Below are 15,378 nucleotides of genomic sequence, written 5' to 3' on the forward strand. Positions count from 1 at the left end.
TTATTTTACATGAGGTCTATTATGCTGTCTATCTCATCGGAGATCAGCGTATCTTCCATTTCTCCCTCCGGTTTTGTTTGCTGGAAAAGACAGGTCGCCAGGTCGTGGATGGTCGTATATTGAAAGAGATATACCGGTTTGATGTCCACTCCCAGTTCCTGCCGGATAAGTTCAAGGACGCGAATCAATTTCATGGAATTGGCGCCGAGATCGAAGAAGTTGTCGTGCGTGCCGATTTCGCCGGCCGGCCGGTCCAGCACTACTGCAAATATTTCCGCCAGGCGGCTTTCGGTGTCATTCTCTGGTGCGACATAAGCAGTGGCTGTCTTTAACGCATGAACAGGTGGCGGCAGTTGCTTAAAATCGATCTTTCCGTTGGCAGACAAAGGCAGCGCATCGAGCTGTATGAACCAGGCGGGAATTTCATATTCCGGTAATTTCGACTGCAGGTATTTCCGCAATGCGGTGGCGTTCTGTTCTTCGGCCGACACCACATAGGCCACGAGTTCTTTCTCGAGCCCGTCTTTCGTGTATACGCTCACAACAGCATCGGTGACAGATGGATTAGCCAGCAGCTGCGCGGTGATCTCCCCCAGCTCAATACGGTTGCCACGGATCTTTACCTGTCCGTCTGCGCGGCCAAGGTAGGCGATGCTGCCATCACTGTTCCAGCGGGCGATATCGCCGGTTTTGTATAAGCGTCCTCCCGGCACAAACGGGTCGTCAATAAATCTGGCAGCCGTCAGTTCCGGCCTGTTGAGATAGCCTTTGGCCACCTGTATGCCGCCTATCAGCAGCTCTCCGGCGATACCCGGCGGTTGCAGCTGCATGGCGTCATTCACAATGTAGATCCTGGTATTGGCGATCGGGAAACCGATGGACACCTGGTGGGTAGTATCCGCATCCGTAAGGTCTGTCGCTGTTACATCGATAGCCGCCTCCGTAGGCCCGTACAGGTTATATATGCGCGCAGGCATCTTCTTCCTGAACTCACTGACTACTTTGCCGGGCAGGGCTTCTCCGCTGCACACGACATGTTTAACGGAAGAAAGCGGGCGGGCGCCGAGGCTGGCGATAAACAGATGCAGCATCGATGGCACAAAATGCAGCACCGTGATGCCGTATTGCGCGATCACCTCCTGCAGATAGTATGGATCTTTATGACCATCCGGCAGGGCAAACACCAGCGTGGCCCCGGAAATAACAGGCAGCAGCAGTTCCCACACAGAAACATCGAAGGTATAAGGCGTTTTCTGAAGGACAACATCCGCAGGCGACAGCCGCAGGTATTCCTGCATCCATATCAGGCGGTTACGGAGACCGGCGTGGTGGTTAAGCACGCCCTTAGGCTGTCCGGTAGATCCGGAAGTATAGATCGCATAGGCGTTATCGTGATCTCCGGTACGTATATGCACCGCCGTGGTAGGCAGATCGTGCAGCAAATGCAGGAAATGCTCCAGCTGTTGCTGATCGATGCATACCCGGATACCGCTGTCCTGTTTCAGGAATGCCAGTCTCTCTTCCGGCTGGTCCGGGTCAAAAGGCACATAGGCGGCGCCTGCTTTTAATATGCCCATAATGGCGACCAGCATCCACTCGCTTCTGTAGAGACAGAGCCCCACCAGCGCGCCGGCCTGCACCTGGAAGTATTGCTGCAGATAACCAGCAAAGCGGTTACTGGCCTGGTCCAGCTCCCGGTAAGTGAGCGCACTGTCCTTAAATCGGACGGCAATATTCTCCGGGAGTTGTTGTACCTGTTGCAGGAAAAGGTCTACTACCGACCCTGCCTGCGGATAAACGACGGCGGTATCGTTGAAACGTTCCAGCAATGCCATTTCTGCGGGCGCGATCAGCGGCAGCTGCCCCAGCGGCATTTCCGGCGTCTGCATGCAGGCCGATGCAAGGGTACTGAAGTGACGCATGATGCTTTGTATCAATGCGGCATCATATACCTCCGGATGATAGTTGATGCTGAAAGAAAGATAATCTCCTATCTCCCCGAAATTCAATTCCATATCCAGCTTAGCGGGCGTATTGCCACGGTCATAAAACTGTGTTGTATCAGGTGTAAATTGGGTCAGCTCCTGCTTCTTTCCGGTATTCTGCAACACGAGCAGTATATCGAAGAGGGCATTTCTGTTCAGCTGTCTTTTAGGGTTGAGATCTTCCACCACCCTGTCAAACGGATATGACTGGTGCGCATAGCTCTGAAGCGCCTGCGACTTCACCTGCCTGAAGTGTTGCAGGAAGCCGGCACGCGGGTCCGGCTGGTTCCTGAATACGATGGTATTGACGAAGAAACCGATCTGGTTTTCCATGTCCGCGTGGTTACGGCCGGAGACGGCCGATCCGGTGACCACATCTTCCAGGCCTGTGTAGCGGTATACCAGCGTTTCCCATAAGGCCAGCAATACTATAAACAGGCTGCCGTCATGTTCCCTGGCAAAGGATTTCAGTTGCCGGGTAAGGTCAGCAGGGAGATAACATTCTATGGTATGCCCGCGCTGTGTTTTGATGGCCGGCCTTGCAAGCGTTGAGGGAAAATCCACCAGCGGCAGTTCCCCCTGCAGCAGGTTTTTCCAGTATTGTTGTGATGTGGCGGCCTTCCCGCTGTTCAGCTCCGCGAGCTGCCAGGAGGCATAATCACGGTATTGGACCCGCAGGGGCTCCAGCGCCGGGTCCGCGCCCTGCACGAACGCCTGGTAGAAAGTAATGACGTCATTCGCGATCACGCCCAGCGACCAGCCGTCGCTGATGATATGATGCATGTTGTAATGAAAAATGTAACGGTGATCTTCCACCTGTAGCAATGCGGCCCTCAGCAGCGGCGCATTTTCCAGGTCGAAAGGCTGGTTCACATCGGCCGCGATCAGCTCTCTGGCGGCGACCATCGGATCATTTTCCCCTCGGAGGTCCACGGTGGTGATATGAAAATCCAGTTCTTCCGTTGGCGTTATCCATTGCCGTACCTGGTGAGCGGCATCTTTGCGGAAGGACGTACGCAGGATCTCATGCCTGTCCAGCAGTGCGTAAACGGCACGGGTAAATGCCTTCACGTCGTAGTCGCCATTCAGCTCCACCTGCCGGTGGATGTTATAGGCAGCCAGCCCGTTTTCCAGCTGGTCCAGCATCCAGAGGCGGTACTGCGAACTGGACAACGGATAGCCTGCATCGCCGGGTGGCAACACCGGTATCAGCGTATCCTGCGTTGTGGCCGCTACAGCATTCCCTTCCTGCGACAGCCGGAGGCGTTCGTCGGTGAGCGATGCCAGGCTGGCGGTAGTTTTATTTTCAAACATTTCCTGGATGGCAATGTCGGCCCCGGTCTCCCTGCGGATACGATTGATAAGCATCAGCGCTTTGAGGCTGTCGCCCCCCATCTCGAAAAAGTCATCGTCCGCTCCTATTCCTGTTGCGCCAAAGATATCTTCCATCATGCCGGCGATCTTTATTTCCGTGGGCGACTGCGGCGCTTTGAAGCCGGTATCCAGGTGACGACGGTTGATGGCGGCGTGGTTTTTGGGCTTTTCCTCTTCCTCCGGTCTCGACGCCAGGCGGTTCACCTCCCTTTTTGACACTACTACCTGACGCAGTTCCGGGTAAACAAAAGAGATATGCAGTATCTCCCGCAGATCAGCGTATTGTATCCAGGGCGCATCCTTATGAAGACGGTCCGGGTTGATGACCACCGGTTGCGGCACCCCCGGGTGTTCCTGCAGGGCCAGTGCATCCATTAATGCGGCGGCTGAAGCATACAGGCCGTAGGAAATACCACCTGCGAAAGCAGACAGTGTCGAGAATACGCGGATAAAATCCAGTTGCCTGTTCCGGAACACGCGCAGCAATGTTTGCAGTACGTCTACCCGCGCCTCAAAGTGGTGCACCATGCCGGTAAGCGTTATATCATTTACCAGCGTAATATCGCCGTTATATCTTGCGGCATGAATAAGGCCGTTAATGCTGCCAAACTCATTTTCTATCGCGGCGACCGCCGCCAGCCAGCTATCGGTATCGGTAAGATCAAATTGCCTGATCTGCGCAACACCGGGCAATCGTTTGAGTTGGTCATATGATTTCGGCACGCTGGTATGGCTGTCTGTACAGATCACCACTTTAGCAGCATAATCCGTTTGTAATATCTCCGCCAGGGAATAGACCAGCTCGTCCAGGTTGCCGGCGATCACACACACGCCTTGCTGCGGCAGTATTGCCGGCATATCGGCGGCCTTTGCGAGGGCTTCGAAACGTAGTTCCCATCTCCTGCCATAACGGATGGCGACCTTCTCTGCTGCGGGAACGCGGGCTATTTCCAGCTGAATAAGTTGTATGTCCTTTTCCGTTAGTGTGGTGGTATCTATGTCGATCACCGTGGCACTAAAGGCGGGGTTCTCCTGTGCGGCGACCTGCAGCAGGGCGGCTGTATGCTGTTGAAGGTTGCCGGCGGCCTCGTTCCCGCTTACCTGGAAATTCCGGTCGCTGAGGAAGGTGAAACGGGCATTCACATCCCGGCACACTTTCAGTAATTCCAGCAGCAGTTGATAGTCCTCCCGATGGCCCGCATGCAGTGACAACGGCCAGGCATATACGATGTTTACCGTTTCCGCCGTTTGTGGCGGCAGGTGCTCCAGGAGATGGTCCATACAACCTTCTGAAGCGGTATCAATAAATATGTAGCCCGGTATGCTTGTATCGAAACTGGTAGATTTCAGCACTGCTGTTACCTCGTGGCCGGCGGCTACCAGGGACTTCAACAGCTGGCTGGCGGCAAGGGAGCCATCGTTAAAAAACAGGATGTGCTCTTCTGCGCCTTTGGTGGCCGGCATCGGAACATGCTTCCATGCCGGCATGTAAAATGCGTCCGACAGCGTTTTTGCGGCCGGGCTCTGATGCTGTAATAAGGTGTCCGACAGCGTTACCTTGGAAGTTACCACCAATGGCTCGAAGGCATAGGTGGGCAGATGCAGCTTCAGCGGCCTGTTATCGCCATAAAAAATATTCCAGTCAATATCATATCCGTTCACCCATAAATTGCCCAGGAAACCGGCAAAATGCTGCGTATCGGCTACCTGGTCCTTTTGGTGGCGGATAGTGGTGAGAACAGCTGCCTCGCCGGCGGGGCCTTTCGCCCTGTTGAGGAAGGAAGCCAGCGTGCGACCGGGGCCGATCTCCACGAACACGGGACGGTCCAGTTCCAGCAGGGTCTGCAACCCTCTTTCAAAATAAACGGTGGACAACAGGTGTTCGCACCAGTAATCCGGGGATACGGCCTGTTCAGCGGTAATGATTTTTCCGCTGACATTGGAAACAAAGGGTATTTCCGGCGTATTCATTTTCACCTGCGCCAGGGCTGCTTTGAAAGGAACAATCACCGGCTCCATCATCGGCGAGTGAAAAGCATGGGAGGTTTGTAAGCTGATGGCTGAAATGCCAGTCTGCGCCAGCTTTTCCTTTACAACCGCTATGTTCTCGCGGGTGCCGCTCAGCACACAGGAATCCTGTGTATTTACCGCGGCCACTGCTACCGTTGCCAGCAAGTCCTTTTCCAGGCGGCTGAGAGGCGCTGCTACGCTGAGCATCTCTCCGGCTTCGGCGGCAGACATCAATGCGGCGCGCGCGCAGATAAGCCTGACAGCATCTTCAAAACCAAAAACACCGCTGATGGTGGCCGCTACATATTCGCCCAGGCTGTGGCCTATCATATAATCCGGCCGGACGCCCAGCTGCATCAGCCACTTTGCCAGCGCATGTTCCAGCACAAACAACAACGGCTGGGTATACAGCGTGTCGTGAAGCCGCTTGTCATCCAGGTCATGAAAGAGTACAGCCTTGTAATCAATATTGTTATACTGGTGCAGCAGGTCCAGGCCCTTGTCCAGTTGTTCCCGGAATGCCGGGTATTTATCATACAGCTCCCTGCCCATATTTACATATTGCGCTCCCTGCCCGGAGAACATGAACACCATATGATGACCAGGCGTAACCGCATGTGTTTTTGCACCGGACGGCAACTGCTTCGTCAACCCCTCTACAGAGGACGCCACCAGGTATTTGCGATAGTCCAGCGAGCGACGGCCTGTTTGCAGGGTATAGGCGATACTGTTAACATCTGCCGCAGGGTTTTCCCGCAGGAAATCCTGCAGGCGTTTTTCATATCGCTCCAGTGCCTCCGGCGAAGCGGCGGATATACGAAAAACCTGGTGGCCACTGTCCTGCGTATGGCGGTTCACCACCGGGGCTTCCTGCAACACCATATGCACATTTGTTCCGCCGATACCAAATGAACTAACGCCTGCGGTAAGTGGGCTTCCCTCGCGGCCGCTCCAGGGAGCGGTAGCGGCGTTGACATAAAACGGTCCGCCCGCGAAGTTGACAGCGGGGTTAGCCTGGTTAAAATGCAGGCTTGCCGGTATGGTGCGGTGATGGATAGCCAGTGTGGTTTTGATCAGTCCTGACACGCCGGCGGCTTCATCGGCATGCCCCATGTTGGACTTGATCGTGCTCAACGCACATTTGTGCGTAGTGTCATGATTGAAGGCAATATTGAGCGCCTCTACTTCGATGGGGTCGCCGATCCTTGTGGCGGTACCGTGGGCCTCCACGTAGGTAATATCTGCCGGCGATACGCCGGCGATCTTATGCGCCAGCCGGATGCACTCCGCCTGCCCCTGTATGCTGGGCATGGTGTATCCGCCTTTCTCACTGCCGTCGTTGTTCATGGCGGAACCTTTGATGACGGCATAGATATCATCACCATCCTGCAATGCATCTTCCAGGCGCTTCAGGACCACAACGCCGGCGGCATCGCAGGCAATAGTGCCGGAAGAAGTGCTGTCGAAGGTTTTATTGTGGCCATCACGGGAAGTAATACCCCTTCCTGGTGCAGGTAACCTTTCTCTTCATCACTGGAAAGACGCGCCCCGCCCACTACGGCGATCCCACACTCGTTCAGCAGCAGGCTTCTGCAAGCCAGGTGCGCAGTGCTAAGGGAGGTAGAGCAGGCGGTATCGATAAAATAACAAGGCCCTTTGAAATTGAATTTATAGGCGATCAGGGAGGCCATGAAGTTAGGATTGGAAAGCTTCCTTTTAGTCATGTCGTCCACATGCGCCACAGGGGTAACGGTTGCGTACACACTCCAGGCCAGGTTTTTATTGGCGCCCATGAAGATGCCTGTTTTCTTGTGATAGGTCTCCGGCGTACAGCCGGCATCTTCCAGCGCTTCCCACACCAGCTGGTGCATCAGCCTGGTTTGAGGGTCCATAATGCCCGCTTCATGTACGGTGTAGCGGAACAAAGGATAATCAAATTTGTCGGTATCGGAGACAAACGATCCGGCACGTACGAAATCAGGATGCTGACGGTCGCTCTGCGGTACGCCCTTCTCTTCCAGTTCCTTCTCTGAGAAGAAGTGGATCAGTTCCCTGCCGCCGTACAGGTTATCCCACAGCTCCCGGACGGAGGCTGATTTCGGGAACCTGCCGGACATGCCGATGATGGCAATATCTTTCTTCATATTTAAATGAGGGTATTAAACATTATTCATAAAATCCAGCAGGTCATCCACATCTTCCAATTCATTTTCCTGTACCTGTGGTTTTTCTGCCTTATGTTGTTCCAGATAATCCGAAAGTGCGCGCACCGTAGGGTACTGGAACAATACGATGATCTTTAGTTCCCGTTGCAGCGCGTTGTTCATGAGGGATAAAAGCTGGAATGCTTTCATGGAATTGCCGCCGATTTCAAAGAAGTTATCTTCGATACCCAGGTCTTCTGTTTTGAGATAATCACTCCAGAGCGCCACCAGCTGTTTTTGCAGCGGGGTCCGGGGCGGCGCCGCCACCCTGGCTGTTACGCCGCTGCTATCGGGCATTGGCAGGCGCTTGTGATCGATCTTGCCATTGGCGGTATGCGGGAATTCCTGCATTTTCACCATAAATGCAGGCACCATGAATGCGGGCAACTGTTGTTTCACGAACGCTGTAAGGGCATTGACATCTGCTGCTGCATCGCCACGGAAATAAGCCACCAGCACAAGCTTATCCTTTACCTTCACGGCTGTTACCACGCATTGCGCAACTGCCGGGTGCGATAACAACACACTTTCTATCTCCTCCAGTTCTATCCGGTAACCGTTCAGCTTAACCTGCCTGTCCAGCCGGCCGAGACATTCCAATTCTCCGTTGGGCAGCCAGCGGCCCAGATCGCCGGTCCTGTAGATGCGCTCACCCGGCCTGAACGGATCGGGAAGAAAGCGGCTGTCGGACAACTCCTGGTTAAAGAGGTAACCCATAGCCACGCCATCGCCACCGATGCACAGCTCTCCGGCTACGCCCACAGGGCAAAGCTGCTGCAGATGGTCCAGCACGTATATATTGGTATTGGCAATAGGCTTGCCTATGGTAACGGCGCCGGTGGCGTTCAGCTCTTTAACACAAGACCAGATCGTGGTTTCGGTAGGACCGTACATATTGAAAATACTCCGCCCGGTATGCGTGGAGAGCTTTTCAGCCAGTGATCTCTTCAGCTCCTCTCCTCCTACCAGCAGGGTATTGATCTGCTGTAAGGCTTCATGGCTGTGGGGATTCAGCAACAGCTCTTCATACAGCGAAGGGGTTGACTGCATATGTGTGACCTCGTACCGTTTTATCAGGGAAGCGGTCTCCTGGTCTCCCGTCAGCTTTTCCATCCGCCGCACCACCAGGTCTGCCTGTGCTTTTTTCCGCGCCACCAGCTCTTTCAGCCGGTGCAGGTGCTGCAGGCTGTTGAGCACCTGGTCGTCGGGGATACCGAAGTCGATCAGGCAGGCAATCTCGCTGACGCCGGACGCATATATCCTGTTAATGATATCCAGGCAGTCTTCCGGTGTGCCGAAAAGGCCGCTCGTGCTGTAAAAACGCAGGAATCCCATATCCAGCAGGGTATCCATGTCCTGCTCCACATCCAGGCCGTTCTCCTCTGCGATGGGCTTCAGCAGACCGAGCGAGTTACGGAGATAGTTTTTAAACGGCGCCTCTACTGTTGACCTGATGGCTGCTGCGTCGGCATCTACAAAGGTGTGTACCATCAGCGCTACTTTTCCCTGTGCCGGGTTAAAGCCGTTTTCTTTCAGTGCCTCCTGGTAGATGCGCACTTTCTCTGCGAGGTCTTCGATGCTTTGGCCAAGCAGGTGGGTCAATACATTAGCGCCGATGGTACCGGCGTAACGGAAAGTTTCGGGGCTGCCGGCAGCAGTGATCCACAGCTGCAGCTTCTCCTGCACCGGCTTGGGGTGCAGCCGGAATTCAAAATCTTTTCCTACGCCATTTTTACGTGTGAGCGGCTTGCCTTCCCAGAAGTCCGTAAGGGTCGCTATTTTATCGCGCATTGACTGATGCCTGTTCTGATATTCGGCAGGCGCCAGCACAAAGTCATTCGGATGCCACCCGGAAGCAATGGATAGTTCCACCCTGCCGTTGGATAAATTGTCGATCATGGACCATTCTTCGGCCACTCTCACCTCATCGTGCAGCGGGAGTACCACGCTGCCCGAACGGATGGTAATGTTACGGGTGATAGTGGACACAGCTGCCGCGGCGACAGACGGGTTAGGGAACTGGTCGCCGAAATTATGAAAGTGGCGCTCCGGCACCCAGATCGCTTTAAATCCGTTCTGATCTGCGAAGGTGGCGCCCTCCAGCAACAAGCGGTATTTATCTTTTTCTGATTGTGAGCCGGTAGGGAAATAGAATAGGCTGAAATCCAGATGGGGCCTTGGCTGTACGGCGACAGGCATTTCCAGCTGCAACACCACCTTATCACCCCTTGTTATCGTCCACAAAAGTTCCAGTATGGAGATATCGAAGCTGATACTGGTTACTGCCAGCCAGCTGGCCGGGCGTTGTCCCCGCGGGAAATGCAATGCCATTCCTTCCATGAAATTCACCAGGTTGCGGTGTGAAACCTGCACGCCTTTGGGCTTTCCGGAAGATCCCGATGTGAATATCACATAAGCAGCCGACGCGCTGTCCGGGTATGACAGCGGTACAACGGCGGTATCTTCCCACAGCGCACGGTTGGAAACATCGATGACGGTAAACCCGGCAGCGATGACAGCGCTGGTATCTTTATCTGCCAGCATAAATTTCGTGCGGCTGTAAGCAGCCACGTAGTCGATGCGGTCCAGCGGATAGAACGGGTCAATGGGCAGATAAGCAGCGCCGGTCCGGAGCACCGCGATGATGGCCACCAGCAGGTCGGCAGACCTTCCCATGCATATGCCTGCGCACTCGCCGGGGCCAATGCCCGCATTAGCCAGGTATGCAGCGAGGGCGGCGGATTGCTCATTTAACGCCGCATAAGTAAGCACCTGGTCTTCACAGATCAGCGCGATGGCTTCCGGTGTTGCCGCAGCCTGCTCTTCGAACAGCTGCACAAACGTAGTGGCAGTATCGTAAGCGTGCTGCGTATTATTGAAGCCGGACACCAGCTTTTCGATCTGGGCGGCATCCAGGTAAGCGATCCGCTGTACTTCCGTTTCTGGCGCCGTTATCGCTTCACGAAGGAAACATTCAAAATTGGCGGCCAGCTGCGCTACAAACTCCGGCTGGAAAAGGTCGGTGTTGTAGTCGATCACGGCAGACAGATGTTCATCATCTTCAGAGAAGGTGAACGTCAGGTCATATTTACTCAGGGTGGCCGCGAGGTCATGGTAGAAAGATGTCTTCAGCCCCTGAAAACCACTGCTGACAGCACTGCCGGCGGCATTCCACTGATGTGCCGCCAGCACATCGAACAAGGGCGAGCGGCTTACGTCCCTGGCGATGTTCAGTTTATTGACCAGCTCCCCGAAAGAGTAACCGGCATGGGCATACGCTCCGTCCAGTACCGACTTCTGCAACTCATATACTCTCCGGAAACTGTCTGTCGCCTGGAACTGCAGCCGTACCGGCAGCGTATTGATATACAAGCCTACCTGCCCTTGCAGGTCGGGTGAATTTCTGCCCGAAACAGGCGTACCCAGCACGATATCTGTTTGTCCTGTGTAGCGGTACAGCAAAGCATTCAGCGCAGCCATCAGGGTAGTGAAAGTGGTGCCTTTCTGCTCCCTCGAAAAAGCCTTCAGCTTTTTTACCAGTTCTGCCGGGTATCGATGTACAAATGCCGCCCCCGCATATGTTTTAAGCGCGGGACGTGTTTGATAGGCGGGTAAATTGAGTATCGGCAGTTCGCCTTCGAAGCGCGACAACCAGTATTGTTCCTCCCCGGCGCGGTCATTCCTGGAAGTTTCCCATACAGCATAATCCTTAAACTGGATGTTCAGTGCAGGCAGTACCGCATCGGCGCCACTCACGATGGCGTTGTAGTACTGCATCAATTCCTGCACAATAATTTCCAGCGAGGCGCCATCCGCGATGATATGATGAATATTCAGGCCCAGCACATGTTGCGTTGCCGACTGGCGGATCAGGCAAACCCGCCACAGGAAATTATCCCTGAGCAGGAAGGGCGTATTGCTAAAGGTAGCTACCACTTCTTTTACCGCCTCTTCATCATCCAGCACGATCAGGCGAATATCGGGGACGCTGGCAGCAGGCTCCAGTATACGCTGTACAACCATGCCATCCTCTCCTTCCATAAAATGAGTGCGGAGTATTTCATGTCTTGCAACGAGTTTTGCCAATGCCTGCTGTAAGGCAGCCACCTGGAGGTCGCCTTCGAGCTGCAGTATTACCGGCAGGTTATAGGCACTGTTGATTTCATCCATCTGGCACAATATCCAGAACCGCCATTGCGCGGTGGTAACAGGATAGGTGGCCGCGGGCGCTGCTACGGGGATATGCGCCGTTGCATTTCCCAGCCCGAGCGACGACAGGTAATCGATGATATCCTGTTTATGTTCCCTGATGGAGGTCAGCAGGGATTCCGGAATATCTTCCTTCTCAAAAGACAATTCGAGGTTGGCTCCGGAAAGGGTGACCAAAATACCCTGCTCCCGAAGCTGTTTCAACAAAAATGGAACATTCATACTTAGATGAGGATTTTTTTCTGGTTTACGGATACCTGTGGCTGCTGTTGCTGGAACAGGAGCTGTTCTACGTGAAGCGCAAAGGAGGAAATACAAGGATCTGTGATGAACAGCTCCAACCTGAAATCAATGTTGTATTCTTTTTTGACGAGATTCAGCATTTTGTACATGCTGAGGCTATGCCCGCCCAGTTCAAAGAAATTGTCTGTTGTCCCTACTTTATCCAAAGAAAGCACCTGCATCCACAGAGCGGCCAGTCGCTTTTCCACAGCCGTTTCCGGTGCTGCGTAGGTAGTCTGCAGGGTGGTATATTGACTAACATCCGGTAAGGAAGATTTATCTATTTTACCATTCAGGGTTACCGGCAATGCCTCCATGATGACCACATGGGCCGGCACCATATAGTCCGGCAGCACGCTGGCCAGCTGGCGGCGTATATCTGTGGCAGTTACCTCTCCATCAGGGACCACATAAGCGGCGAGCTGCTTCTCTCCATTTTTCACCACTACATCTACGTGGGCCTGGAGTATCCTGTCGGACGCCAGCAGATGGCTTTTGATCTCTCCGGGCTCAATCCTGTACCCGCGGATCTTCACCTGGTTGTCATTTCTGCCCAGGTATACGAGCTGACCATCGCGGTCCAGGTAGGCAAGGTCGCCGGTTTTGTAAACTACAGTGCCGGCCCAGGGCAAATGGAGGAACCGCTCCGCCGTCAGCTCCGGAAGGTGCTGATAACCGGCGGCCACATTGGCCCCGCCGATGTACACTTCACCGGTAACGTATAACGGCACCGGTTGACGGTGAGCATCCAGCAGGTACACATCTGTATTGGGCAACGGTTTACCGATAGGTACATATGCCTGGTAGTTCTCTAATGCCGCACTCATGGTATAGCTGGTGACCACATGGGTTTCTGAAGGGCCATAATGATTATGCAGGCGCAGCGATGGATACTGGTGCAGAAAATTCTCCAGCGTCTTGTTCACCGTCAGCTGTTCACCCGCACATAAAATATGTCTGATCCGCTGTTGTTCTATGAATGACGGTTCCAGCCTGTCAAAGAAATTAGACAGCGCAGAGAAAGGGAAACAGAGTGTTTCAATTTCATGCTCAACGATATAAGCCGACAAGGCCTGGAAATCCGCCTTCATCTCTTCGGGCGTGATGTAAATAGTACCGCCGCTGCTGCATACAAACCAACTATCCTGTACCGACACATCAAAACTGAAAGAGTTGTATTGCAGGAACCTCAAACCAGTGTCAATACCAGACTCACAGATATTCCAGTGGATGAGATTATTGAGCATGCTATGCGTCTGGACCACGCCTTTGGGCTTACCGGTGGAGCCGGAAGTATAGATCAGGAAAGAAGGATCTGATGGCTGGTTGACCAGCGCGGGATTCCGGCTGCTCCAGTCTGCGTAATTGAAATCGTGGAGGTCTGTGAACGCGGTCCCGTCGGGCACTGTCCCCTCCGCGATATCCCTGCTGCTCAATACCAGGGAAAGATCAGCATCCTGCATAATATAGCGGATACGTTCTTTCTGGTACTTATGATCTATGGGTACGTAACAAGCGCCTGATTTAATGACGGCGATCATAGCCAGCACACTGAGGTGGGAGCGTTCGAGCATCACCCCTATGTTGACTCCCGGCCCGGCGCCGTGCATTTTCCGCAGATAATCGGCCAGCTGATTGGCCTGGTCGTTGAGCTGCCGGAAAGTGAGCTGCTCGTCTTTAAACACGACAGCGATCCCGTCAGGTGTTTTCTCTACCTGGGATTCCATCAGGGATATCACACTTTCTGACACATAGGACGGTTTGATTTCACCGGCGGCGAACGCATAGTCCGCTGCAGGCAAATAGCTGATTTCCGCCAGGGGCTTTTCAGGATGGTCAAAAACCGCTGTCAGCAGCTGCCGGAAGTGTTTCATGAATTGCAGGACCAGCTGCCTGTCGTACAGGTCTGTGTTATATTCCAGACTCAGCGACAGTGCGTCTTTGTTGCCGGTGATGCTGACAAGCAGATCGAACTTACTGCCGGTATTTTCCTTCAGGTCATAGTCATCAGATAACGCTGTACCGGGGTTGTTATCAGGCAACACGACCAGCATCACATCAAAAACGGGATTCCGGGAAGCATCTTTTTTCAGCCGCAGGGATTTCACCACTTCTTCAAAAGGATATTGCTGGTGTTTATGTGCGGCTTCCACTGTTTGTTTTACCTGGCTAAAAAAAGTATGGAAAGTATCCGTGGCTTTTATTTCATTGCGCAATGCCACCGTGTTGGTATAAAACCCTACCTGTTCTTTCAGGTCAGGGTGCTCCCTCGCGGCAAAAGGGCTGCCAATAATGATATCGGAAGCACCGGTATATTTGTTCAGGATAATATGCAGCGATGTCAGCGCTACAGTAAAGAGCGTGCTGTTGTGGCTGAGCGCATATTGTGACATCATCCTGCTCACCTGCTCCGGCAAACGTGTGGTAATGGTTTCTCCCTGGTAGGTTTTCACTGGTGGGCGGACACCTTTCAGGGGGAAGGACAGTACGGGCAGCTCACCTTCCAGTTGCTGCAGCCAGTATCGCCGCTGCGAGGCCAGCTGTCCGCCTTCCAGTTGCTGAAGCGCCCAGGCGGTGTAATCGCGGTATTGTATCTTCAACGGTGGCAACGCAGGGTCTGTACCGGCCTGATATGCGGTGAAAGCTTTAGTGATTTCCTCTTGCAGCACCGGCAGAGACCAGGCATCCGAAATAATGTGGTGCATGGCCCAATGCAACAGCAGCTGATTTTGCGGTAAAAGAAACACGATCCCCCGGAACAGCGGGCCGTGTTGCAGGTCAAACAACTGCTGTGCGTCGTCCCTGATCTGCGCTTTTATATCTTCCTGGAAATGCGTTTGACCGCTGTAATCCACGATACGGAGCGCTACTTTAAAATCCTCCGGCGCTACTACGCGCTGAAAAATATCCTGATGCTCGTCAGCGATAAATACAGTGCGGAGAATTTCATGGCGGTGTGCGATATGGCAGACAGCTTTCTCCAGCATGTCCGGCGTTCCCTGCGGCAACAGCAGTTGGAAGCCGGTGTAGTAGGCGCGCGAAGCCTGCTCCTGCTGCGATTCCAGCCAAAGCCTTAATTGCGCGCCGGATACAGGGTAACAGGCGGCGTCCGGCACCCGGGGAATCGGCGCATACTTTTCCTTACCGGCCAGTGCTTCCAGGTAAGCAATAATTTCCGGCTTGTTATTTTTCAGCAGGCCGATTGTTTCCTCGTTACGATGGGACAAAGGAATGTCTGCCTCCAGCTGACCGTTTACCAATCGGACAGCAATCCCTTTTTCCCTGATTGCTTTAATAACAGATACGATTTCCAT

The 15,378-nt window shown here is 53.7% G+C and carries 4 protein-coding genes; all 4 read right to left on the reverse strand.

The genetic code is table 11. From position 1 onward, the window contains the following. Positions 1–5 precede the first annotated feature (5 nt). Genes HF324_RS18625 through HF324_RS18640 form a run of 4 tightly spaced genes read right to left on the reverse strand, consistent with a single transcriptional unit; the run spans position 6 to position 15,378 of the window. Entirely contained in the window at positions 6–6,788 is a 6,783-nt protein-coding gene (locus HF324_RS18625; protein WP_168860499.1) for a type I polyketide synthase, read from the reverse strand. Continuing rightward, positions 6,779–7,513: a beta-ketoacyl synthase N-terminal-like domain-containing protein gene (locus HF324_RS18630; protein WP_168860500.1), complete on the reverse strand. Its 735-nt coding sequence runs from the start codon at positions 7,511–7,513 to the stop codon at positions 6,779–6,781. Before HF324_RS18630 ends, HF324_RS18625 begins: the two co-directional genes overlap by 10 nt. A gap of 15 nt (positions 7,514–7,528) precedes the next feature. Continuing rightward, positions 7,529–12,004: a MupA/Atu3671 family FMN-dependent luciferase-like monooxygenase gene (locus HF324_RS18635; RefSeq protein WP_168860501.1), complete on the reverse strand. Its 4,476-nt coding sequence runs from the start codon at positions 12,002–12,004 to the stop codon at positions 7,529–7,531. Between the two features lie 2 nt (positions 12,005–12,006). Then, a complete protein-coding gene (locus tag HF324_RS18640; RefSeq protein ID WP_168860502.1) occupies positions 12,007–15,378 on the reverse strand; it encodes a non-ribosomal peptide synthetase in 3,372 nt (1,123 codons plus the stop codon).

The organism is Chitinophaga oryzae, from assembly GCF_012516375.2.
GTDB classification, from domain to species: domain Bacteria; phylum Bacteroidota; class Bacteroidia; order Chitinophagales; family Chitinophagaceae; genus Chitinophaga; species Chitinophaga oryzae.